The organism is Psychrobacter fulvigenes (assembly GCF_904846155.1).
In the GTDB taxonomy this organism is placed as follows: Bacteria; Pseudomonadota; Gammaproteobacteria; order Pseudomonadales; family Moraxellaceae; genus Psychrobacter; species Psychrobacter fulvigenes.
The window spans coordinates 1,106,424-1,129,450 of the sequence record NZ_CAJGZP010000001.1; the positions used below are offsets into that span (position 1 = coordinate 1,106,424).

Here is a 23,027-nt window from a genome sequence, read left to right on the forward strand (position 1 = left end):
GTACTGTTTGATGATTAGTTTCACACTTTGCTCTTACATTGGCAACTGCAAAACGAAAAAAAGACTGACGATTGCCAGTCTTTTATATGAGACATTTTACTTATGAGGTTAAGCAGGTTTTTGTGGCTGCTTTAGATCCAGCCCTTCGGTGCATTGCTGCAAGTCTTTTTGCATCTTTTTAACGTATGGCAGGCTTGAAGGATCTTTTTTATCCTTAGCATAGCTCTCGATTTCCCACATTTGACCGATGGTCATTTTACTACGGACACCAATGGTACAGTTACACAGTTTTGTCGCAGTACTTTTATCAGCGACTTTGTATTTGACGGCGCCAGCGACACACTGATTGATATTATCTTGCTTGATATCGGTAGCGTTCGCTTGTGGTATAGCCATAAGACCGATCAGCGCTAAAGGTAGTGCTTGCAACAGCTTCATAAACTTCCTCTTATTTACTATGAATACAGTGGTTCATACGATAGCAATTATATTGACTAAATAACACCGTACGCGTGCTGTCTTGATGCAAGTAAATGTTACGCTTTTGTTTATACTATCTCGAAGCCGCCAATGCTCATACATAGTTGCCACCTGAAAGCGCTTGAGCTAGCAACTAATTTTGAGACTGATATTGGGGCTGATAGTGAGTAGGATCAGAGACGCCAGCTTGAGCAAACCCTTGACGGCGTAGCGCGCAGCTATCGCATAATCCGCATGCACGGCCTTGATTGTCTGCTTGATAACAAGAGATGGTTTGCGCATAGTCAACCCCAAGCGATAATCCAAGCTCAATGGTTTTTGCTTTAGAGAGCTGTTGTAGTGGCGTTTGAATGGTTAGCCGATGACCAGTAACCCCAGCTTTGGTTGCTAGGTTGGCCATATGTTCAAAAGCGGCAATATATTCAGGACGGCAGTCAGGATAGCCAGAGTAATCCACTGAACTGACACCGATGACGATGTGATTGGCATCGGTCACTTCTGCAACAGCAAGCGCATAGGACAAAAATATCGTATTACGCGCGGGTACGTAGGTATTAGGAATGGCATCGTTATCAATCGTATCGTATTTTTTATTAGGAAACTTATCAGCATCACTGTCTGGCACGATCATACTGTGATCAGTTAGGGATGAGCCGCCAAGCTGGGCAATGTCGATATCAATAATGCGGTGATTGACTCCAGCCGTTTCGGCAATAGTCTTTGCCGCGACAAGCTCGCTATTGTGGCGCTGACCATAGTTAAAGCTTACCGCGGTGACAGCTGCATAGCGCGCCTTAGCCCAATAAAGACAAGTGACCGAGTCAAGCCCTCCTGACAATAGAACGACAGCGTTCTGATTATTCTCTAGAGTGGTCACAGTAGAGTCAGGTTCTTGATTCAGTGAGGTAGGTGGCAGCGAAACATTAGTCATAGTGTTGGGTCTATCAACAATTGGCGAAAAGCGGCTATTTTAGCAAATTTAGCCTCATTACTGAACCGTAAAGGCAAAACGACAGAGGCTATGCTAAAAATACTATGCTAAAAAGACCATACTAAAAAGACTGAGCTACAAAGCCTATGCTCAATAGCGATTATATTTAACGTCATCATTTAATGGCTATCTTTTCAAACTGTTAGCAAAATTTGTTATAATCGCTGGGATTTTTATGAGACGCTTCATTTCACCTCATTGACAGTCGCCTTCTTGCAAACCATCCCTGTAATGATATTGAGTAATTTATGACCACAGCCAATCTATATGTACCAGAGTTGGTGCCATCATCTAATGTTACATCTACTGACACCGAGCCGTTCAATAGCGACTCTGATCATGGAGATATTGGAAAGGATAATACTGAGCAAGTGGCGACTGAGTCAGCAAGCTTTCGTAAATTACAGAAAAAACTACGCAGACAAGTATCATGGGCGATTCGTGACTTTAATATGATCGAAGAGGGTGACGTGGTAATGGTTTGTGTGTCAGGAGGCAAAGACAGCTATACCTTGCTAGATATTCTGCTGTTATTAAAACGCATTGCACCGATTAGCTTTGATATTGTGGCGGTGAACTTGGACCAAAAGCAGCCTGGTTACCCAGAAGATATATTGCCTAACTACTTAAACGAACAAGGCATCGCCCATTATATTTTAGAAAAAGATACGTATAGCATTGTCAAAAGCGTGGTGCCAGAAGGTAAAACTTACTGCTCGGCATGTTCACGCTTGCGCCGCGGCTCCTTGTATGGCTTTGCCAAACAGATTGGTGCAACCAAAATAGCCCTTGGTCATCATCGCGATGATATTTTAGCAACTTTTTTTCTTAACCTTTTTCATGGTGGCGCGCTAAAAGCCATGCCACCTAAGCTGCTCAGTGATGACAAACAAAACATTTTAATTCGTCCATTGGCCTATGTTGAAGAAAAAGACATCATCGAATATGCTCGTATGAAAGAGTTTCCAATTATTCCTTGTAACCTATGCGGCAGTCAAACCAACCTACAACGTGCCATCATCAATGACATGCTACGGGAGTGGGATGACGCACATCCACAGCGTTTGGCGTCCATCTTTAAGGCAATGCAAAATGTCGCACCGTCGCAATTAGCAGATCGTGAGCTGTTTGATTTTGAGCGATTAAATTTAGAGCGTGATGATGATGAGCGCTTATTTGAAGGTGATAATATTCAGGCAGGGCAGACCGAGAGCCTCGCTGATATTGGATTGCCAGTTGCCCCAAAAACGCAGACCTATAATCCAAAATTTGCCAATAGTAAGCTATCAGCAAATGACAGTACGACTAGCGATAATTCCAGTGTAGCGCAGAAAATACCAACGATTAATCCCGTTATTTAATCAGCATCAACACAATAAAAAACCAGCTATTCAATGGCTGGTTTTTTTATTGGAAATAATTATGATGTGTTAAAGAGTCAGATCTGGCACTGTCCACTGTCGGTAGTACTTTTTATTGATTTAACCGTGGCATATAAGAGGTATCATTAAGATTCTTTTGCAAACACAGGCAATGGATTAAAGATCACTTCTGCACTGGGCAGTTTTGCGACATCCTGCATGCGCCAATCATCCTTTCCATCATTACTTACCTGCAAGTAGTATTTGGCCTTGAGTGGATCAAGATCTACCTGAGCGCTATATTTGTTACCACCTTGATGCTCGAGAATGACATCACGATCTTTTTTGATATCAGTAGCATGAGAGATAGATAACTCCAGCTTATCTGGATAAGTGAGAGGCTCACCATTTAAAAGCTTGCCAGTTTGTAGGCTTTGCTCTGGATAATTGAGCTCAAAGACAATCTCCCCTTCTGGTGAGAACTGCAAGTCACCACGTAAGTCTAAATCATAAGTGAGCTTGTCACGCGATACATCATGATACAGTGTTTTACCATCCATGTACCAGTCGTCACGTACCACGCTATCACGGATTTGATAGGAATAATAAACGAAAAAAATACAAGCCACCACGACGAAGGCTGGTAGCCCGATAACAAAGATAATCACCATGTAGTTTTTGTACCATGGCTGGCTATCTTGATGCTTAAAGTTTGGTGCTTGAGTTGGTGTAGACATAATATACCTATATGCTGTAGCAGAGGCTTACTGGATCAGAGGAAAAAACTGATAAATAACAATAAGTTCAGACAAAATTTTATACAGCCTCTAGTCCTTATTATAGCTTGATTATCCAAATCTTGCATCTGCTAAGTATGCGCTTAATGCATACCTAGCATTACAAGTTTGGCATTCTAGTCGGCTATCAGCTTATTGACCTTGAGTCGTAAAGACGTTTTGCTTACTTACTTTATATTTGCCATCTTCACTGGCGACTGTCAAAACAATGGGAGTTTGACCTGGCTCTACAATATCCGGATCACCATAAATACTAACAGACATATCGAAGCTTTCACCCGCTACAAGCGGCACATCATTAAAACGTAGCTGCAAACTTAGCCCGTCTTGCGGCTCAAGTGTAATCTTGTAGGTATGCTCATCTTGTGTTTTATTGGTCAGTTTGACGATATAGCTGTTTTCAATCATACCCTGATTATTAATCGAAGATAGCTGATTGCGGTCACGGCGAATATCAATCTCTAGCGGCACACGATCTATCAAGGTATATAAAAGTCCACCACATAATATAGTGAGCACCGCTAAGTAAGCAAAAAGACGCGGACGTAAGACACGACTTGGTTCTTTTTCGGCTAACTGTCTTTCGGTCGTATAGCGGATCAATCCACGTGGATAGCCAACTTTATCCATGATTTCATTACAGGCATCGACACAAGCAGCGCATTGAATACAAGCGACTTGCAGACCGTCGCGAATATCAATGCCAGTAGGGCAGACCTGCACACACATGGTACATTCAATACAGTCGCCTAAGTGATCTGGATTTGTGCCTTTTTTGCGGGCCCCGCGAGGCTCGCCGCGCTCATAGTCATAAGAGACAATCAAGGTATCTTTGTCAAACATTACGCTTTGAAAGCGACCATAAGGACAGATCTGAACACACATCTGCTCACGCATGTAGCCGGCGTTTGCATAAGTGGCAAAAGTAAAGATAAACATTGCTATCCATACCCACGTTGGCCAATCAGGGAATGGGATGAAGCCTATCATCTGCCAATTGCCGTACATAAAGTCAGTACCCGCAACGTAGCTGACAAAAGTCGCTGCGGTAATGACAGATAACACAAACCAAATAAAGTATATCAAGAAGCGTTTAAAGGCTTTAGTCGCGCTCATTGGCGACTTGTCGAATTTGATGCGCTTGTTACGCTCGCCAATAACCCACTTCTCTATATGTTGATACAGGTGTGTCCAAATGGTCTGTGGACATGCATAGCCGCACCATACGCGTCCAGCGTAAACCGTTACCATAAATAAAGTAAAGGCAGAAATAATCGCGAATGCCGCGACAAAATAGAAGTCTTGCGTCAAAAACGTCAAGCCAAAAATATAATAGTGCTGAGAAGGGACATCAAACCAAATGGCTTGTCTGCCATTATAACGCAGCCAAGGTAATAGCAAGAACGCTGCCAACAGCGCATACATGGTAATGACACGGATGTTTTGATAAAAGCCTGTCACAAATCGAGGATGGACACGTTTCTTTTCGGCGTTGAGATCTATTTGTTGTACGGGGATTTTATTGGGTTGTTGTGCTGACATAAACTTGCCTCTTTAAACAAAGAATCAGTCTGCTGGCATGAGTAACAAGCACCTACTAAGAAAACTGGGGTGCGTGGGCTTGAATTGTTATCAATGTCAGTAAGTAGAGAGTAGGTATGTCAAAAATAAAACCACCATACTGTCTACCAAATGAACGATTATATAATACTGATTATTATAATGACTATTTTATCATCTCCCTCATAATAATGGGGAATCAATATGAAAAAACAATCACTGAGCGCTCCAAAGCCTCAATATGTTTTGACGCTGTAGTGGGAGCATTGAAATAAAAAAGGAGAACTGTAGTGACAGTCCTCCTTTTTATAACATCTTTCAATTCCATATGAAGCAATTGCTTAAAAAACTAATATTCAGCGGCGTATATCACATAAACCATCGAATCAATATCAATTTGCAGCAGTAGCTTCAGCGGCATTAGTAGCTGTGGCTGTTGCAGGAGTTTTGTCTGATAGTGAGTAAACATAGGCAGCTAGTAGCATAATACGCTCATTACCCAGTTTAGTCTGCCACTCAGGCATCACACCAGCACGGCCATAACGTAAGGTTTCACGGAGTGATTCGCGAGTATCGCCCCATAGCCAGATATTGTCAGTTAGATTTGGAGCACCCGTAGATATCATGCCCTTACCATCTTCACCGTGACAAAGCACACAGTTAGTAGGTTCTTTAAATAAAGCCTCACCCTGTGTAACCATCGTCTGGTCTAGATCATAATCTCTTTGATTGCCAGAGATTGACAGTACATATTCTGCTACAGCACGTATGCCATCTTCGCCAAGATCGTCGCGCCAAGCAGGCATCGGCAACGCAGCAGGATTCTTGCTGTAGTCTATACCAGCATTTCGACCATTGTGTAAGGTCAGCAAGATATTTTCAGGCTTGCCTCCATGTATCCATTCATTATCCGTTAGATTTGGATAACCAATGGCACCCTTAGCGTTAGAGCCATGACAGACCGAGCAGTTCTGTAAGAAGAGACGGCTACCAACTTTCAATGCATTTGGATCTGAAGATAGCTTTTCAACATAAGGCGCTAATTCAGTGACTTTGTCATCGATCTGAGTTTGTAGGTCTGCTGGTGGTTCTTCATTGCGACGCAGAGTCGTTTGCATATCAGCAAGTGCTGCTAGCGTTTTTGTCGCGTCACTGGCACCAGCCTTTGCCAAAATGTTTTGCTCAAAGTTATCGGTGAATACTTTGTTATTGCTTTCAAGTTCACTATATAACTCATTTTTTGACGACCAAGGTACAGTCTCGCCATCGACTTCTACCGTTGCGATGCCGTCCCAGTTTGCTGGTTGAATAGCTGGGAAAAATACCCAGTATGCAGCACCCCAAATGATTGAGCCAAAAAATATTACCAACCACCATTTAGGAAGCGGTTTATCGTATTCTTGAATACCGTCATAAGTATGACCAGTAGTACCGTCTTCTTCGAGATCAGGTTTATATTTTAATACATATAACAAGACCCCAAGAATACCTGCCCAACACATGATACTGAGGATGGTAATCCAAGAACTCCAAAAAAATGTCATCGTTCATCCTTATTGCGCTGCTCTTCAGATAAAGGCTCTTTGACCTCGTCATCAAGCGCAAGTTGTGCATCTTCTTCGAAGCGTTTTTTGTTTTTTGGCGAATACGCCCACCATGCAACGCCTATAAAGGCAATGAAGGCAGAAACGGTTGCAATTGTTTGTAATTCACCAATACCCATTAGCGCTGTCCTTCCATTGCAGTACCTAGCTGTTGCAGATAGGCAACCAGAGCGTCAAGTTCAGTAGCGCCGAGCACTACATCAGGGGCCCCTTCGATATCTTCTTCAGTATAAGGAACGCCGAAACGATCGCGGAATAGACGCATTTTAGTATGGACTTTTACACCATTAACTTCGTTGGTGGCAAGCCATGGAAAGCCTGGCATGACTGACTCAGGAACTAATGATTGTGGATCAATCAAATGTTGTTTTTGCCATTCCTCTGAATAGCGCTGACCAACACGTGCCAAGTCAGGTCCAGTACGTTTTGATCCCCATAAGAATGGATGATCCCATGTTGACTCAGCAGCGCGTGTGTATGGCCCATAACGTTCAACTTCAGCACGTAGCGGGCGAATCATTTGAGTGTGACAAACGTGACAACCTTCACGAATATAAATGTCACGACCTTCAAACTCAAGCGCAGTCCAAGGCTCCATAGCGGGCAGGGGAGCATTCACCCCGCCATCTTCAGGACTTTTGTTATCATAAATCAGCGGTACGATCTCAACCAAAGTTGCAAAGCTGATTGCGATGACAATAAAGATGACCAATAAGCCTGTATTTTTTTCAATAATTTCATGCGGTGTACCAGCCATGATCGCTCCTTATACGTTAGCTGTCTGTGGTGCATCGACACTAGGTTTATGATCTGTTGGATCAGCCACATCAACTGGCTTACCTTCAGGCATTTGGAGTGTCTTGTAGACGTTGTACGCCATCACAAACATACCAGTCACATATAACAGACCACCAAAGGCACGCCCGATATATGGGTAATGCGAGAATTCAACCGTATCAACGAAGCTATATACCAAAGTACCATCAGGGTTCGTAGCTAACCACATCATGCCTTGACCAATACCTGAGATCCACATTGAAACAATATAGAAAATAGTACCTGCAGTTGCAAACCAAAAGTGAGTATTAATCAGACTGATAGAATACATTTTTGGTTTGTTATAGATACGTGGTAACAGTACATATAATGACCCTATGGTAATCATACCTACCCAACCAAGCGCACCTGAGTGTACGTGACCTACTGTCCAGTCAGTGTTATGCGATAACGCGTTGACCGTCTTGATAGACATCATTGGGCCTTCGAAAGTTGACATCGCATAGAACGACAATGCCACAATCATAAAGCGAATGATTGGATCAGTACGTAGCTTATCCCAGCTGCCAGACAAGGTTAAAACACCGTTGATCATACCACCCCAAGAGGGTGCGAATAGGATGATAGAGAATACCATCGCCAGTGACTGCGTCCAGTCTGGTAGTGCTGAGTAATGCAAATGGTGACCACCAGCCCACATATAAGACGCAATGAGCGCCCAAAAGTGAACGATAGACAAACGATAAGAATAGATAGGGCGACCAATCTGTACAGGAACGAAGTAATACATCATTCCCAAGAATGCCGCTGTTAGATAAAAACCTACTGCGTTATGCCCGTACCACCACTGCACCATGGCGTCAGTTGCACCGCCAAATAGTGAGTAAGATTTAAACGCACTAACAGGAATAGCCATACTGTTAACGATATGCAGTAATGCAATCGTAATAATAAAAGCTGCAAAGAACCAGTTAGCCACATAGATATGTGAGGTTTTACGTTTAATCAATGTTCCAAAGAAAACAATGGCATAAGAGACCCATACCAAAGCAATTAGAATATCGATTGGCCACTCAAGTTCAGCGTATTCTTTGGTAGACGTTAACCCTAAAGGAAGCGTAATGACAGCTGCTACAATAACGGCTTGCCAACCCCAAAAGGTAAACCACGCCAGATAAGGTGCGAATAACCTCGTTTTACACGTCCGTTGGACAATATAATAAGACGTCGCGAACAGGGCAGAGCCACCGAACGCAAAAATGACGGCATTAGTATGCAATGGTCTTAGACGACTAAAGGTCAACCATGGAATGTCAAAGTTAAGTGCTGGCCATGCCAACTGTGAAGCAATGAACACACCAAGACTCATGCCGACGATGCCCCAAACTACGGCCATGATCGTAAAAAATCGTACGATAGTGATTTCGTATTCACGGTCAACTGGGGCGACTGCTGTGTTTTGTAAACTCATTGGATGATTCCTTTACAGCCCGAATTATCAACAGTATTAACTGATTCTACGCATTGTATAGTCTATAGCAAGGTATTTAAAACTATAGCAACACAGTAGCACATGTCATTGTCTGACTTAATTATCACCGTAACAATTCATTAATTATCTGTTTAGGTTGTCGCAAGTTATCAGCGAAACTGATAAGAGATGAGCACTGAGAGGCGCTATGATCTCGGCCAAGCAAATCTGAGATGATTAATACACTGTTAAAGTTGATTGAAAAGTAAGCTGTCTTTCTAGCATCAAACATCTGACTGTATAAAAGTATCGATACTTGGCTAATAAAAGCCTAATAACTATAGAGGTATGCTAATAGCAGCTGACAAAACATGCTTAAGTAACGTTCAGTTAACACTCCCGACTCTGTTTGAAGGTATTGTAACGCAATCTTAATGAAATATCATCAGGACTATACGCCAAATACAAACTCTTTAATAAATAATTTAGCCGACTATCTTTACTAATGCCTAGTAGAGCAGCGATAAATCCCTATTTGTTAATTAAGATTAGAAGTAATGACAAGGCAAACGCCATCAAGCCAAATAATCCGCTCACTTTGTGTGCTAAATACTATTTATATTATTCATACATATTATCAATCTCTAAAAGCAGCGCTTTCTTGTCATCAATACTGACTCGTTATTGATAACCATATGATTTAACTTATGATACTCTGATAAAGGCAAGATGTTAAGAACAAATTTATCGGAGGGTGTTTGTGATTTTTAGTTAAGTTTGACTATACGGTTAGCTTGATAATATGCATGAATAACAATCTTAGCCATCATTACCGGCGCTTATCATAACAAAAAACCCTAATATATCAACATAAGATGTAAGGGATTACTCTAAACGCTTGTTAGAACTCTATGACTGCTAGCAGTTTGGTAGAAGGTAAACGATGCTAAAAGGTAATAGGCTGTTTTTTATAAAAGATAACCGTCCATAGACCCAAATCCATGATAATTTGTTACAATTTGGCAAATGGTGAGGTTTTTGGTTTTACTTATAACAAAACCACGCCATAATGGAGCGCAGTAGTATTAATAATCATTAATTCTTAGAGGATAATAAGATGGCAGTTTTTTTGACAGACGCATGGTTTGAGCAAGTTGAGCAGTTGGGGAATGAGGCTGGCGAGTTGAACTTACCACCGGCATTGGCCACTATGGTCATTAATCTAAAAGTTTCTGACGCTGAGCAAGACATTGAAGCCAATTACGCCAATGGTTTGTTACATAAAGGCTTGAATGACAACGCTACCACGACGCTATTGTTAGATCGTGATACTTTACAGTCTATTGTCACTGATTTTGATATGAATCAGATTATGGGCGCGTTTATGAATGGTAATATCCGCGTGGAAGGGGATATGTCACAGTTGATGGCGCTGCAAAGCGCACGCCCAAGCTCAGAACAAAAAGAGCTATTCAGAAACATCAAGTCAATGACGACATTGGCATAATCACGTAAGTTTGCAATATATAAAAGCCATAAAGAAAGCCCCTAACATGGTTAGGGGCTTTCTTTATGGCTGCTGTTGCATTAGAAAAGACAGTCATCACAAGATGAAGTCTGCCAAATGCGGTCGTTATCTAGCTCGCTTGTGACTGCTGATTTGATGATTCAGAGTTTTGATTCTCTTTGTAGATCGCAGCTTGGAGCCAGATATTTGCTTGAATATAATCATTGACTTGGATAGCTTGAGTCTCTGTTGTATTGACTACGCCGATACGAACCACAAATGGGGTAGCATTTTGCTCACGCAATATGACGACATCAAACAAAAGGATGGACTTGCCATTGAATGAGGTCTCCTGCTTGCCTAATACTTGACCTTGACACCAGGCTTCATCTTCTTGGCCCAAGGTATCGCCGAATAGATAGGCGCACATATGACCTAGGTTAATCTCTACTGGAGCCATTTGTTCTTCGGTTTTGGGCTGCCAATTTTGGATTTGCTCTTGGATATCGTCTGGAACTTGTCCATCGTTAGCAGCAACGATGTCGTTAAAGGCACGGTGATAACGAATGGCTTCTTTATCTTCTACCATGATGACTTCGTCTTGCTGACTAAGCGTAAACTCATGAGCCCAGGCGCTAAAATTGACAAAGTAAGGCGTGTTTTGTTGATATAAATGACGGTTGGCAGTATATAGTTGGTCAAAAGCATAAATGATGCTGCCATCATCACTCCGCAGGCGTAGTACTGCGTCATGTGAATTGTCATTAACGATCATACGTTCGATGGTGCAAGTCAGACCATAGGGGCCATTGATACAAGGATAAGCGTTGATAAAGCATTCAGGCTTGCCATCTTTCATGGCCAACACTTGGTTAATATGGCATGGCTGATCTTCTGAAAGCAGCAAGCAGTTGTCTTGAGTGCTAACGTTGGCGTTTAGGCCTTTTGGTAATGCCGCTTTTTCGATCATCTGCTGCAACCATTCTGGCACATCATGACTCATATCGTCGGTTAAAATACGCCAATGATCAGCATGACCAGCGGTCTGCTCGTCAGATAAGGTGATTTTTGTGGGAGATTGTACGTTTTTATATTGATAATTGATGGTCATGAAAATACTCAAAATTAAGTCAGCCATGTCATTTGGTCGCGAAGACTTTATTACTAGTCTTTGTTGCTAGTACAGTAAGTTAATGTCTAAGCAATCTATAAGGTCTTTGCTAGCTGATATGCTATGTTTATGCAGCTAATATGACTAGCAAAGGCGTACCAAACGACAATGATGGGTTAATGACAATTGTCCTTAGCATACAATATATAGGTATGGAAGCAACTAATAGCAAGCCCCTCACAAAAAAATAATAACAAAGCCAAGTTTTTTGTTAGAAAATACCCAGCAGTTTTTGCGAATGATTGGCATATGTTAGATAAATTGTGTCAAACTATCCACTTTTTGGCAGCGCCTGTTAGGGCATGTCCTCAATTCAATCGAAGGATACCTAAATGGGCTAAAAATGGCTGAATCTTGCCAAACAGCGTCAAGTAGCTAGGTAATATCCTGATATTATCTGCGCTATTTTGCTTGTTTGACGGCAATTTATCTCATTTTTAAAATGAGGACACGCCCTAGATAAAATTAAGTAAATAAAAATAGTTAAATAAAAGCCAGATAAATAGCTGGCCTGTCTTAAACCAGATTGATGTGCCTAAGATAGCCAAAATAGGTATGTGAATAAGATAAAGAGTTTGAATATGTTTCGTCCTTTAGCGTTATTTATCGGCTTACGGTACACCCGAGCAGAGCGTAGTAATGGCTTTATCTCTTTTATATCGTTGATATCAATGGTGGGTTTGACCCTTGGGGTTGCGGTACTGATCACAGTCTTATCGGTAATGAATGGCTTTGATCGTGAGTTAAAAACCCGTATTTTGGGGATGGTGCCGCAGGCGACAGTGACATCTCCTGAGGTTATTAGCGATTGGAAGTTGTTGGCTGATCGTATTGAAGAAGATCCCGAAGTCACCGCAGTTGCACCTTTTATTCAGCTGCAAGGGATGCTGACAGCAAACGGTCAAGTCGCTGGAATTATGGTGACTGGTATAGAGCCTGAATATGAAAAAAACGTCTCTATTATTGATAATCATATGACAGAAGGCAGTATTGATACGTTAAAAAACGGTGACTTTAGTATCGTGCTGGGTGAAGAGATGGTGCGGTCTTTAGGGTTGGGGTTAGGTGACAAAGTCACGCTGGTATTGCCAGAAGCCTCCCCATCACCTGCAGGGGTGATACCACGCTTTAAGCGTTTTACCTTGACGGGTATCTTCAGCATTAGTCCTGAAGTCGATAGCTTAATGGCCTTTATTCCGATGAATGATGCGGCCAAGCTCCTACGTCTGCCAGAAGGCGCACAAGGGGTACGTATGAAGCTTGACGATCTGTTTAACGCACCCATTGCCGCCCAGAATGCTGCTGCCATTGCGCCTCAGCAGTTGTATCCAAATGATTGGACACAAACCCATGGCAATCTATTTGGTGCAATCCAAATGGAAAAAGCGATGGTTGGTTTACTGCTGTTTTTGATCATTTTGGTTGCCGCTTTTAATATTGTCTCAAGCTTGGTCATGCTAGTGACGGACAAAAAAGCAGACATTGCGATCTTAAAAACTTTTGGCGCCTCACCGCGCTTGATTACGCAAGTTTTTATGGTGCAAGGTGTTGTGATTGGAGTGATTGGTACGGTCGCAGGTACGATACTTGGGATTGTGTTTGCCCTAAGTGTCAGTGATATCTTAGGCTGGATTAATCAAAGCTTTGGTCTGAACCTATTTGATGCTTATTTTATTAATTATCTGCCGTCACAGCTGCGTTTGTCTGACGTGGTGCTCATTACGGGTGCTTCATTTGTATTGAGCTTTTTGGCAACCATTTACCCTGCACGTCGCGCAGCCAAAATTCAGCCTGCACAGACGCTGCGTTATGAGTAGCTCACAATACGCCCTATAGAGTTATAAAAACTACAGGGCGGTTTTTAAATTGATAATAAGTATAAATGAAGGAAGCAGTATGGCGGCCATCTTAGAAGCAAGTAACATCAGTAAGATATACGATGAGGGTGCGGTGCGTACGCAAGTACTGACGGGTTTGGATCTGTCCGTTAATGCTGGCGAGCGTATTGCTATCGTTGGCACTAGTGGCTCAGGTAAAAGTACTTTGTTGCATTTACTAGGGGGGCTGGACACTCCGACCAGTGGTGAGGTATGGCTACATGGCAAATGTCTAAACAACATGAATGAAACCCAGCGCGGTGCAATGCGCAATCAGTATTTGGGATTTATTTATCAATTCCATCATCTATTAGCAGAGTTCACGGCGATAGAAAACGTTGCAATGCCTTTATTGATGCGTCCAAAAGTCTCCACCACGGATGCGCGGCAGCAAGCAGTTGAAATCTTGGAAAATGTAGGTTTGGGACACAGATTGAATCATAGACCAGGTGAGCTGTCAGGCGGTGAGCGTCAGCGTGTGGCCATCGCCCGTGCACTAGTGACCAAGCCGTCGGTTATCTTAGCAGATGAACCCACTGGTAACTTAGACTATGACAATGCCCAAAGTGTCTTCGGTCTGTTGTCAGAGCTACAGAGTACCATGCAAACCGCACTATTGATGGTCACGCATGATCGTAATTTAGCAGCACTGGCAGATAGACAGTTGTTGTTACGCAACGGGCATTGGGAAGAGTATTAAGCTTTATCACTAATATAGTCGACCCACTATAAAATAAACACAGTGCCACTAGGATGAATTTTGTGCAGCCTCTGTGAATACAGCACGCAAGGAAAATTTATACTAGTGGCACGCTATCATAATCGTACTTTTTTATTTAGGGTTTACTATAAAGTCGCAAGATAGCTTCGACTTTAACCTACGTCATTCAAACTATAAAAAGCAACATTATGAATCAAAATGATGCTCCGGTTTCTGCTTTTGATAGTATCGAAAAAGGGAATGACCCATTTAGATAAGATAAAAGCCGTTTTAATAACGGCTTTTTTGATTTTTAGTTCTGACTATGATGAGAGACTTGATTAAAATTTTGGTGGTTTGTTTGAACGCTGTCGTTGACGTTTTTGCCAACTAGTGACAGTTTTGTAACGCCAAGTACCTTTGAATGCCAATCCACAAATAATACTGGTGATAATTGCCAGTATCGTTAACCCCAAGCAGAACGCCGTCAAAGATACCGTGCCACTGTAGGTAACTAAGGGATTGGCGCCATCTGACAATACCCATAAGCTAAAGTCAGCAATCATCCTGCCGATCAGGCGTAAGCTAATCATCGGTTCACCCATAATCTTTGCGCCCACATAGTAGCCGGCATAAAAAATGGGTAGGGTCGTCAGAGGATTGGTAATCCATGTCAGGCCAAGTGCCATAGGTACATTGGCACGAAAAATAAGCGCTCCAATCAAGGCTAGCAGCATTTGTCCTGGTAGTGGAAAAAAAGCACTGAGCACACCAATATATACCGCTTTATTCAAACTGTGGCGGTTGAATTGCCACAAACGCGGGTCAGCCAGATGCGGCGCAAATAGTTTTAAGGTGCGACTTGCTAGTATTGTTTCGGGCGTGGGCAGTAGTTTTTTAAGACTTTTATTGGGCACAGGCTTGCCTTAAATCATTATCTACATTCCGCTGAGTATAATGCGAAAGACTGGTGTGCGATTACACGATCTTGAGTAGAAAAATAGGATGGTAAGGGTCAAAAATTAGCGAATAAATGTATCCGCGACATGCCTAATTAGTATAGGCTAATATAGTAATAAATGCTATTGTCGGTGCTTTACAATGAGATATTACAAAGTAGGTTGTCGATGAGCTGCTGCTATTTTTGATGCCACTTTTCGCTATCTAAAGCCAGAGTCTATGATGGTCTATAGTAGGTCGTGTCGGTAATTAAAGTATTTATACTTCTACCCTCGTAATTTAATTGATTATAAGCCCTAAATTGAGAGTCAAATATTCTTGGTAAATTTTTAAATCATCAAGCAAGGAGTGCTGGTGTATTGGCTAGTTGGTATTTTAGTGATTACTATCATGATAGCGGTATTGGACATCGCTGATGATATTGCTTTGCCAAAGGTTTCACTATTAGAAAGTATGCCGAGCTCCTTGGTTTGGCTTTTCTTAATCATAACGACCATCCTTTTATTATTTATCATTCAGCGCAACGCTTTGCCATTAAATACTAGCAATAGTTCACTTTCAAAAACCCAATCGCTTACTCGTGCTTTGTTCTTCAAGTTTTCTCGTCATCTATTGGCGATTTTAATAGCCAGTCTTGTAGTTATTGGCAGTGCGCTACAAGCGTTATCTGGCCATTGGCAGGCAGAATCGACAAAGCTTACTGAATCTATGCGAGTACAAGCATGGGTCACCGTTGAGGGCATTAGTGATAGTGTCTATGACCCTGAGACCAACAGCGGCTATCGCCAAGTGGCGACAATACAAGCACTTTCCCCCTTGGTTTCTGAATTAAGCTCTCAAGATTTGCAGACACAAACGCAAGACTATCTTAACGAAAATAGCCTAAGTAGCATAGAGGGCGATAATAATCTCCAATATCGAGTTTTACTTAATGCATATCCACAAAGTGCTAATAAAAATAATGATTTGATGGCTTTAAACCATCTGCAGCCTAACGATCAACTGCTAATGACATTGGCAATTGCACCGTTGGCAACCTCACAGCAGGCTCTTAATAACCCATCTGGCTTTGACAGTTATCGTTGGTTGCGCGCTCGTCATATTGATGGGGTGGCGACTGTTATAGCAGCTGGAACCCCCATTAAATCAGTCAATAGCTCAGAGACTTTGGCAGCTGCATCTGAGAGCTTTTCTAACTCTGCGTCTCACTCGTCCTTGAAACGCTTACGCATTCATATTGATCAATGGCGCTGGCAGCTACGGCAGCATTTCTATCAAGATTGGGCATTACACACCACCGCCGAGCAACAAGCCAAAGCGGTGACGCTAAGCCTGCTGACGGGAGATCGCAGCTTAATCAACCGCGATACCAAAGACCTATACCAACTGGCAGGTATCTCGCATTTGCTAGCCATCTCAGGCACGCACGTTTTATTTTTGGCGATTATGTTGGCCAGTACCGCAGTATTATTATTCGATCGTCTGTGGCCCGCGCTGTATCGCACTCTACCGCGTTGGCAAGTGCGTTGGTGGGTGATGATCAGTGCCGCTTTTATCTATGCTTTATTCACAGGGTTTGACGTACCAGCTGCGCGTACCGCGTGGATGTTATTAGCAATAGGGCTGATCAGATTGACTTTATTGCCCATCAGTACTATGCGCGTACTACTGGCATTAGCCGTATTGATGGCGTGGATTGATCCCTATGTGCTGTGGCAAGCGGGATATTGGTTGTCTTTTATCGCCGTGGCGCTGTTGCTAAAATATGATGATACCCTGCACACGCAAAGTCACTCACAGTTACCACAACCTCATCGGCGAGCCCCTAGCCATACTATCCATAAAAATAACACAGTGCTCACGCGGATATGGCTGACAGGGAAACGCATATTCAAACTGCAGTTTTGGCTGTTTATAGCGCTGCTACCTATTACCTTGCTATTGTTTGGTAAGGCATCGCTATGGGGTTTGGTTATCAATCTATTTGCCATCGGTCTATTTGGCTGGGTTATTGTGCCACTGAATCTGTTGGCAGGGCTTTGCTTTGTGTTATTACCTACTGTCGCTGATAGCATTTGGGCATTGGTCAGTATGATAGTAGCCAGTTTACATGAGCTGATAGTGTGGCTGACATCATTGCCAGCATTACCAGGTGCATGGCTATATACACCAGTGAATATGGCTATAATATTGATAGCGTTAATGGCTATGTTGCCTTGGATATTACCACGTGGCGTGATCAGTCGTTGGTTGGTCCTGCCGCCATTGACTCTTCTAATGATGACAGTCTATGCCAATCAGCAGTCATTCTCTACAACGCCAACATTATATGTCTTGCCAACGGGTGATCAATATATAAGTGCCGCACTGTTGCAGTATCCTATTGAGGATAATAAGGGTGCTAGTGGAGACTCACACTCAGCTGCAGGTAACGTCAGCTGGCTTTTTTTAGCAGATCATCGACTACAAAGTAAACATACGATGGCTAGTACGCTAACGGCGGATAATCTGTCTGCGACTTTAGAGCAACAGTTGCGTACATTGTCTGTCAAACGCATAGAAGGTATTGTGGTACAGACCAGCGTGCCACAATTAACCGATACGCTATCGAAGCAGTCATCAAATTCATTAACGCCTAATAACAGCGCTCGTCATAATACACAAGTGTCTGAGCTGCTGCCGATGACCGTTTTACAATTGAGCCAGAGCTTGCCGACTAATCAATATTGGCAGGCAGGAGGTCATGAACGATGGTCGACGTTTCAGCAGTTATATAGCGACAGTAATCCATCTACAGCGGTAACGACTATCAGCGCCCAAAATTGTGATCAGGGTAAAGCTTGGCAGCTTCCCACTGGAGATTTAATGCTGCAAGCAATGACAGGTTGGAGTGAAATAGCAGATAGTAGCGTTTGGGATTGTAGTATCGCGATTGATAGTGGGCAGCCAATTGAAGTGGTTCAATACAATGCTGCCAACCCGCAGCAGCCGTTACTACTCAATACTCAAAAGCTGACTACAGAGCTATCAACAGTGTCTAGGCCACTATTAAAGCAACTGCCAGAACCAAACTCAATATCACAGCAGGATACTTATCAACCAGAGCGTCTGCAATCACGTCTTGTGCTAGATACAGCGACTCATCAGCGTGTCTGGCAACTATGGTCACTAATATGCCCCGCTGAGCCATTGGCTACTGACAGGATGCCTAACCTTTCCGTTCAGCGGTCAATTGCTCTATCTACTCGGTGGGTAACTCATAGTATGTCGCAAGTTTCTCCTGATGTGCTAAGTCGTCAGCAAGTAACAGAGGTAGTAAGCTATGATGGTAAGGATTTAGCAGTGGCTTTACCTCTTGGTTCTGTACCTTAAAGCAGGTCGTAGTATTGCTATAGTCAAGGAGTTTTAAAATCGCTACAAGGCGACCGACCGCAGATAGTACACTAAGTACCTCTAGGGCGGGTAACACCGTAGCGGTTTAAAAGTGCTCCGACTATAATTGTATAATAAGGCGACATTTCACGCTTTCACTATTGAACCGCAACTAAAAAGCCACCATACTTAGTAGCTTATTGTTTTGTTGATATCGATCTGATATCAAAATCGAATAAATACTTTTTTATTTATCGTTTTAGATTGAATCTTACCTAGGAAGTTATATGCCTAACTGGCCGCCAGACCCTAATAAACGTCCTGATAACGGGACAAACCAGCCAGCGCCAATGCAACAAATGTCGCCAAATCAGCCGAGTGGACAAGAGTGGCGTCTCATTGAAAAAACTCTACTGGCTAGTGTGGAAGAGCAGCGTCGCTCGAGACGTTGGGGTATCTTTTTTAAACTACTGACTTTCGGTTACATCTTATTGGTATTTATTACCATTGGACGCGGTTGTAGTGCTGAAAAACCAGCGACCCTTGACGGTATCGATACCACTAAACCACATTTGGCTGTCGTCGAGGTGCAAGGTACGATAAGTGCTAATGATGTTGCCAACTCTTACGATGTGAGCAAGGCTTTGACTCGCGCTTTTGAAAATAAAAACTCAAAAGCGGTAGCATTAGAAATTAACTCGCCTGGTGGCTCACCAGTGCAGTCGGATGAAATCTGGCAAACCATGATGGACTTACGCCAAGAGTACCCTGATAAAAAGCTCTATGCTGTCATTGGTGATATCGGTGCCTCTGGCGCGTATTACATCGCTTCTGCTGCAGATGAGATCTATGTGAATCCTTCAAGCCTTGTTGGTTCTATTGGCGTCATTATGCCAAGCTACAATATCGAAAGCTTGATGGACAAGGTTGGCATTGAAGATCGAACCATCACTGCAGGTGAATATAAAGACATCTTGAGTCTGTCGCGTCCACTAAGTAATTATGAAGCGCAGCATGTCGAAAAAGTGCTGGACAACACCCACAAGCACTTCATTAATGCGGTTAAAGAAGGCCGCGGCGACCGTTTAAAAAACCCAGAAGATAACAAACTGTTTTCGGGATTATTTTGGACAGGCGAGCAATCAATTGAGCTTGGATTGGCAGATAAAAAGGGCAGTATTGCCAGCTTAGAAAGACAGTTGGAGCTCGATAATGTGGTGAACTATACGCCGCGAGATCCATTCCAGTTATTCATGGAGCGTTTTGCAGTTAAGTTAGGTGCAGGCGTTGGCTCAAGTATCAATCTTGATGTTTTACCAAAAGAAGATGGTAATGTTGAGATGCGCTAAGTATTTTCTATAGTCGATTAAATGTGTATGATTGTTAAGGCTGAGTATATGGTTATGCTCAGCCTTAATTATATATAAAACCTTACAATTATAAAAAACACCAAATAATCATATAAACCCACGGGAGCCTGTCATGAGGGAACTAAGCTTACAGAACTTTGCGTCATTACCTGTATCTCATAAAACAAAAAAGCCTGTCATACATTTTGCGCACGCCAACGGCATGCCTAGCGCTGTCTATGAGCCATTCTTTGCTGGACTGGCTGAGCTTTTTACCATCGAATATATTCCGATGATGGGAGTCGATCCAGATTATCCTGTTGATGATCACTGGCGCAGTTTAACGCAGCAAATTATTGATAGTGTGGAGCGTACCTGCGAGCAGCATGGTGTGAAACAGCTAGTAGCCGTCGGACATTCACTTGGTGCTATGTGTACGTTGCAGGCGCTGTATCGCGCGCCTGAGCGCTTTAACCAAGCAGTACTGATGGATCCGCCTTGGATTTATGGGACGACCAGTCTGCTGTGGCATCTGGCGAAGACAGCGGATAAGTTGCCCCTGATGAATAATCGCTTGATGGATAAGTTGTCGCCTTCTGGCATTTCCAAAAACCGCCGAGACGTGTGGGACAGCCGCGAAGAAGCCTATGAAAAAATGCGTCATAAAGGGTTTTTTAAGAATTTTGATGAGCGTAGCTTTGACGGATATATTGAGCATGGATTACATGACTGTGCGAATGGCAAAGTAACATTGGCGATACCCAAAGCGACTGAGGTGGCCGTGTTTCGGACCAACCCGTCTTGGTATTGGCTGGTACCGAATCGTAGACCTAAGCCACCTGTTACCTTGATCATCGGTGACGATAGTATATTTTTGAAACAGAAATTTCCCAAAAAAATTAAAACGCGCTTGGGTATCTCTTATGAAACCCATGCTGGTGGTCGCATGTTCCCCTTAGAATATCCAGAGTCTGTCTCGAAGCAAGTCTTAACGCTTATCAATCAGCAGCTATCGACTTAGAGTTTGCTATTACTGAGACTAGGCTCTCTATAAGAGCCGATATAGTCGGAGCGCTTTTAAACCGCTACGGTGTTACCCGGCCTAAATGTACTTAGTGTACTATCTGCGGTCGGTCGCCTTGTAGCGATTTTAAAATTCCTTGACTATAGGTTACCATCTTGAGTTCCTGTTCTATGACAAACCATAATAAGCTTAACCCTGTTTCCGTTTTAAACAACACTGCCTCTCAGCCTGATTTTGGCCGTACACCTTTGTTTTCACGTTTGGGTGCGTTTTTTCTGGTCATCGGCATGATAGTGGCTTTTTTTATCAGCCAATTGATAGGAATATATGTGGCAGGCAAGTGGTTATTGCCGGCAGTTAAGACTGCGACAGTGGGCGATGTTTTTCTTTTTGGCGGTAACGACGGCACGGTGGTCAGTGTCTCAATCATCATCAGCTGTGCATTAATAACAGCGCTTAGTGTTTTAATCCTACGATTAAAATCTGCTGATGTGCGTCAGTATTTGGCGCTCAAACCGTTTTCATTAGCGGTCGGTATGGGTTTGCTTGGGGTGCTCATTCTCTTTATGATTGGCAGTCAGGTGTTGACCTATGTATTAGATAAGTCACCCTTGGTGTTTGTCGATCCTTTATATCAATCTGTCAGTTCGGTATGGCTGTTGGTTTTTGCGATGGTGATTGTCGCACCGATATATGAGCAGTTGGTGTTTCGCGGTATCTTGTGGTCGGCGATCGCTGAGCAGTTCTCCGCGCCCTCATATTCGGAGCAGCGCTGTGCGTTGGTTGCTAGCATAATCACCAGTCTTATTTTTGCCGTTATTCATTTGCAATACGGTATTTATGAGATAAGCACCATCGTGGTATTGGCTTTGATATTTTGTTATGCGCGCCTCAAATCAGGCTCTTTAATACTGCCAATATTGTTACACATACTCAATAATGGCACAGCGATGTGGCAGTATCTATCGCAAGTTTCTTAGTTGCTAGAGGTTTTAAACATTTGGCGAAAATGCCAATAAAACTAACTATGCGTTAGGATTTAGCTGCAGCACCTCAGATGCTGCTTGTTTAATATCTGCAATCGTTAAATGCGGTTTGCCGCTCAAGGCTTGTCGCCATTTGCGTGCACCCATTAGCCCTTGAAACAATCCTAAGTAATGTCGCGTCATCGTCGGCAGCGCTTCACCTTTTGCGACTTGCTCTTCTAAGTATGGATACAGCTGCGCCAAAATATCTGAGCGTTTCGGTGCGGGCTGATCCCATAAGCTATTGGCCTCTGCTAATAGGTAAGGGTTGTGATAAAAGGCCCGACCAATCATCACTCCATCGATATGCTGCAAGTGTGCTGCAATGTCTGCGACAGTGTCGATACCGCCATTGATCTCGATATCAAGCGCTGGAAACTCTTGTTTCAGGCGGTAGACATCGTCATAACGCAGCGGCGGTATCTCACGGTTTTGTTTGGGACTAAGCCCTTGCAGCCATGCAGTACGCGCATGCACAATAAAGCGTGTACAGCCAGCCGCAGCTACTGTCTGCACAAACTGCGACATAAACTCATAACTGTCAAAATCATCAATACCAATACGATGCTTCACCGTCACTGGAATGTCGACGGCCGCTTGCATATGTTTTACCAAATCAGCAACCGTCTCAGGCTCAGCCATTAAACAGGCACCAATCTTATTATGCTGTACACGGTCGGATGGGCAGCCAACATTGATATTTACCTCATCATAACCATGCTGCTGAGCGAACTCGGCGCACTCGGTCATCTCACTAATATCTGCGCCACCAAGTTGCAGCACAAGTGGATGTTCGAGGGAATCAAAGCGTAGGTGTCGTTGTCGATTGCCATGGATCAGCGCACCCGTACTTATCATCTCAGTATATAGGTACACATGCGGATTAAAAAGCCGCGCAAAGTAACGATAATCTGTGGTAGTCCAGTCAATCATAGGAGCGACCGACAGTCGCTTATTGGTCATATCAACCATGGTATCACCCTTAATTTTTATGCGTTCAA

Annotated in this window: 19 protein-coding genes; 8 read left to right on the forward strand and 11 right to left on the reverse strand. The window is 43.1% G+C overall.

Features of this window, described 5'->3' with window-relative positions:
• Nucleotides 1–108 precede the first annotated feature (108 nt).
• Nucleotides 109–438: a hypothetical protein gene (locus JMX03_RS04975; RefSeq protein WP_201575159.1), complete on the reverse strand. Its 330-nt coding sequence runs from the start codon at nucleotides 436–438 to the stop codon at nucleotides 109–111.
• A gap of 175 nt (nucleotides 439–613) precedes the next feature.
• Nucleotides 614–1,411, reverse strand: a complete 798-nt coding sequence (gene queC / locus JMX03_RS04980) for a 7-cyano-7-deazaguanine synthase QueC (RefSeq protein ID WP_201594928.1) — start codon at nucleotides 1,409–1,411, stop codon at nucleotides 614–616.
• A 308-nt stretch (nucleotides 1,412–1,719) separates the two neighbouring features.
• On the opposite strand from queC, the gene ttcA reads away from it, so the two are divergent.
• Nucleotides 1,720–2,832, forward strand: coding sequence for a tRNA 2-thiocytidine(32) synthetase TtcA (gene ttcA, locus JMX03_RS04985; RefSeq protein ID WP_201594930.1), 1,113 nt, complete (start codon nucleotides 1,720–1,722; stop codon nucleotides 2,830–2,832).
• A gap of 146 nt (nucleotides 2,833–2,978) precedes the next feature.
• On the opposite strand, the gene JMX03_RS04990 is transcribed toward ttcA, so the two are convergent.
• From JMX03_RS04990 to ccoN, 6 genes are all read right to left on the reverse strand, one after another.
• Complete coding sequence (locus tag JMX03_RS04990) at nucleotides 2,979–3,569, reverse strand: FixH family protein (RefSeq protein WP_201575156.1); 591 nt, start codon at nucleotides 3,567–3,569, stop codon at nucleotides 2,979–2,981.
• Nucleotides 3,570–3,761: 192 nt separating this feature from the next.
• On the reverse strand, nucleotides 3,762–5,171 hold the full coding sequence (gene ccoG, locus JMX03_RS04995; RefSeq protein WP_201575155.1) for a cytochrome c oxidase accessory protein CcoG: 1,410 nt from the start codon (nucleotides 5,169–5,171) through the stop codon (nucleotides 3,762–3,764).
• Nucleotides 5,172–5,581: 410 nt separating this feature from the next.
• Nucleotides 5,582–6,733: a cytochrome-c oxidase, cbb3-type subunit III gene (ccoP, locus tag JMX03_RS05000; RefSeq protein WP_201594932.1), complete on the reverse strand. Its 1,152-nt coding sequence runs from the start codon at nucleotides 6,731–6,733 to the stop codon at nucleotides 5,582–5,584.
• On the reverse strand, nucleotides 6,730–6,912 hold the full coding sequence (locus tag JMX03_RS05005) for a cbb3-type cytochrome oxidase subunit 3 (protein WP_201575153.1): 183 nt from the start codon (nucleotides 6,910–6,912) through the stop codon (nucleotides 6,730–6,732). The genes ccoP and JMX03_RS05005 overlap by 4 nt, the downstream gene beginning before the upstream one ends.
• The gene (gene ccoO / locus JMX03_RS05010; RefSeq protein ID WP_201594934.1) at nucleotides 6,912–7,550 is read right to left on the reverse strand and encodes a cytochrome-c oxidase, cbb3-type subunit II; all 639 of its coding nucleotides are present in this window, start codon (nucleotides 7,548–7,550) and stop codon (nucleotides 6,912–6,914) included. Before ccoO ends, JMX03_RS05005 begins: the two co-directional genes overlap by 1 nt.
• A 9-nt stretch (nucleotides 7,551–7,559) precedes the next feature.
• Entirely contained in the window at nucleotides 7,560–9,041 is a 1,482-nt protein-coding gene (ccoN, locus tag JMX03_RS05015) for a cytochrome-c oxidase, cbb3-type subunit I (protein WP_201575151.1), read from the reverse strand.
• 1,117 nt (nucleotides 9,042–10,158) lie between these two features.
• Here ccoN and JMX03_RS05020 point away from each other — a divergent pair.
• Nucleotides 10,159–10,548, forward strand: a complete 390-nt coding sequence (locus JMX03_RS05020; protein ID WP_201575150.1) for an SCP2 sterol-binding domain-containing protein — start codon at nucleotides 10,159–10,161, stop codon at nucleotides 10,546–10,548.
• Between the two features lie 130 nt (nucleotides 10,549–10,678).
• On the opposite strand, the gene JMX03_RS05025 is transcribed toward JMX03_RS05020, so the two are convergent.
• On the reverse strand, nucleotides 10,679–11,659 hold the full coding sequence (locus JMX03_RS05025; protein WP_201594936.1) for a hypothetical protein: 981 nt from the start codon (nucleotides 11,657–11,659) through the stop codon (nucleotides 10,679–10,681).
• Between the two features lie 641 nt (nucleotides 11,660–12,300).
• On the opposite strand from JMX03_RS05025, the gene JMX03_RS05030 reads away from it, so the two are divergent.
• Both JMX03_RS05030 and lolD read left to right on the forward strand, forming a co-directional pair.
• The gene (locus tag JMX03_RS05030) at nucleotides 12,301–13,536 is read left to right on the forward strand and encodes a lipoprotein-releasing ABC transporter permease subunit (RefSeq protein ID WP_201575148.1); all 1,236 of its coding nucleotides are present in this window, start codon (nucleotides 12,301–12,303) and stop codon (nucleotides 13,534–13,536) included.
• Nucleotides 13,537–13,615: 79 nt separating this feature from the next.
• Entirely contained in the window at nucleotides 13,616–14,296 is a 681-nt protein-coding gene (lolD, locus tag JMX03_RS05035) for a lipoprotein-releasing ABC transporter ATP-binding protein LolD (RefSeq protein WP_201575147.1), read from the forward strand.
• Nucleotides 14,297–14,637: 341 nt separating this feature from the next.
• On the opposite strand, the gene JMX03_RS05040 is transcribed toward lolD, so the two are convergent.
• On the reverse strand, nucleotides 14,638–15,213 hold the full coding sequence (locus JMX03_RS05040; protein WP_201594938.1) for a DUF2062 domain-containing protein: 576 nt from the start codon (nucleotides 15,211–15,213) through the stop codon (nucleotides 14,638–14,640).
• A 397-nt stretch (nucleotides 15,214–15,610) separates the two neighbouring features.
• Here JMX03_RS05040 and JMX03_RS05045 point away from each other — a divergent pair, with 397 nt between their 5' ends.
• The 4 genes from JMX03_RS05045 to JMX03_RS05060 all read left to right on the forward strand — a co-directional run bounded on the left by JMX03_RS05045 (nucleotide 15,611) and on the right by JMX03_RS05060 (nucleotide 21,981).
• Nucleotides 15,611–18,628, forward strand: coding sequence for a ComEC/Rec2 family competence protein (locus JMX03_RS05045; protein WP_201594940.1), 3,018 nt, complete (start codon nucleotides 15,611–15,613; stop codon nucleotides 18,626–18,628).
• 287 nt (nucleotides 18,629–18,915) lie between these two features.
• Nucleotides 18,916–19,977: a signal peptide peptidase SppA gene (gene sppA, locus JMX03_RS05050; protein ID WP_201594942.1), complete on the forward strand. Its 1,062-nt coding sequence runs from the start codon at nucleotides 18,916–18,918 to the stop codon at nucleotides 19,975–19,977.
• 133 nt (nucleotides 19,978–20,110) lie between these two features.
• On the forward strand, nucleotides 20,111–20,998 hold the full coding sequence (locus JMX03_RS05055) for an alpha/beta hydrolase (protein WP_201594944.1): 888 nt from the start codon (nucleotides 20,111–20,113) through the stop codon (nucleotides 20,996–20,998).
• 173 nt (nucleotides 20,999–21,171) lie between these two features.
• Nucleotides 21,172–21,981, forward strand: a complete 810-nt coding sequence (locus JMX03_RS05060) for a CPBP family intramembrane glutamic endopeptidase (RefSeq protein ID WP_227695334.1) — start codon at nucleotides 21,172–21,174, stop codon at nucleotides 21,979–21,981.
• A 45-nt stretch (nucleotides 21,982–22,026) separates the two neighbouring features.
• Here JMX03_RS05060 and dusA read toward each other — a convergent pair whose 3' ends face one another.
• On the reverse strand, nucleotides 22,027–22,998 hold the full coding sequence (gene dusA / locus JMX03_RS05065; protein ID WP_201594946.1) for a tRNA dihydrouridine(20/20a) synthase DusA: 972 nt from the start codon (nucleotides 22,996–22,998) through the stop codon (nucleotides 22,027–22,029).
• Between the last annotated feature and the right edge of the window lie 29 nt (nucleotides 22,999–23,027).

Excerpts from the sequence above, each read along its gene's own strand:
- ttcA (WP_201594930.1), top strand. The coding sequence starts at position 1,720 with ATGACCACAGCCAATCTATATGTACCAGAGTTGGTGCCATCATCTAAT.
- dusA (WP_201594946.1), bottom strand. The coding sequence starts at position 22,998 with ATGGTTGATATGACCAATAAGCGACTGTCGGTCGCTCCTATGATTGAC.
- ccoG (WP_201575155.1), bottom strand. The coding sequence starts at position 5,171 with ATGTCAGCACAACAACCCAATAAAATCCCCGTACAACAAATAGATCTC.
- JMX03_RS04990 (WP_201575156.1), bottom strand. The coding sequence starts at position 3,569 with ATGTCTACACCAACTCAAGCACCAAACTTTAAGCATCAAGATAGCCAG.
- JMX03_RS05020 (WP_201575150.1), top strand. The coding sequence starts at position 10,159 with ATGGCAGTTTTTTTGACAGACGCATGGTTTGAGCAAGTTGAGCAGTTG.
- JMX03_RS05025 (WP_201594936.1), bottom strand. The coding sequence starts at position 11,659 with ATGACCATCAATTATCAATATAAAAACGTACAATCTCCCACAAAAATC.
- lolD (WP_201575147.1), top strand. The coding sequence starts at position 13,616 with ATGGCGGCCATCTTAGAAGCAAGTAACATCAGTAAGATATACGATGAG.
- ccoP (WP_201594932.1), bottom strand. The coding sequence starts at position 6,733 with ATGACATTTTTTTGGAGTTCTTGGATTACCATCCTCAGTATCATGTGT.
- JMX03_RS04975 (WP_201575159.1), bottom strand. The coding sequence starts at position 438 with ATGAAGCTGTTGCAAGCACTACCTTTAGCGCTGATCGGTCTTATGGCT.
- JMX03_RS05055 (WP_201594944.1), top strand. The coding sequence starts at position 20,111 with ATGAGGGAACTAAGCTTACAGAACTTTGCGTCATTACCTGTATCTCAT.
- ccoN (WP_201575151.1), bottom strand. The coding sequence starts at position 9,041 with ATGAGTTTACAAAACACAGCAGTCGCCCCAGTTGACCGTGAATACGAA.
- JMX03_RS05030 (WP_201575148.1), top strand. The coding sequence starts at position 12,301 with ATGTTTCGTCCTTTAGCGTTATTTATCGGCTTACGGTACACCCGAGCA.
- JMX03_RS05005 (WP_201575153.1), bottom strand. The coding sequence starts at position 6,912 with ATGGGTATTGGTGAATTACAAACAATTGCAACCGTTTCTGCCTTCATT.
- queC (WP_201594928.1), bottom strand. The coding sequence starts at position 1,411 with ATGACTAATGTTTCGCTGCCACCTACCTCACTGAATCAAGAACCTGAC.
- JMX03_RS05060 (WP_227695334.1), top strand. The coding sequence starts at position 21,172 with ATGACAAACCATAATAAGCTTAACCCTGTTTCCGTTTTAAACAACACT.
- sppA (WP_201594942.1), top strand. The coding sequence starts at position 18,916 with ATGCCTAACTGGCCGCCAGACCCTAATAAACGTCCTGATAACGGGACA.
- ccoO (WP_201594934.1), bottom strand. The coding sequence starts at position 7,550 with ATGGCTGGTACACCGCATGAAATTATTGAAAAAAATACAGGCTTATTG.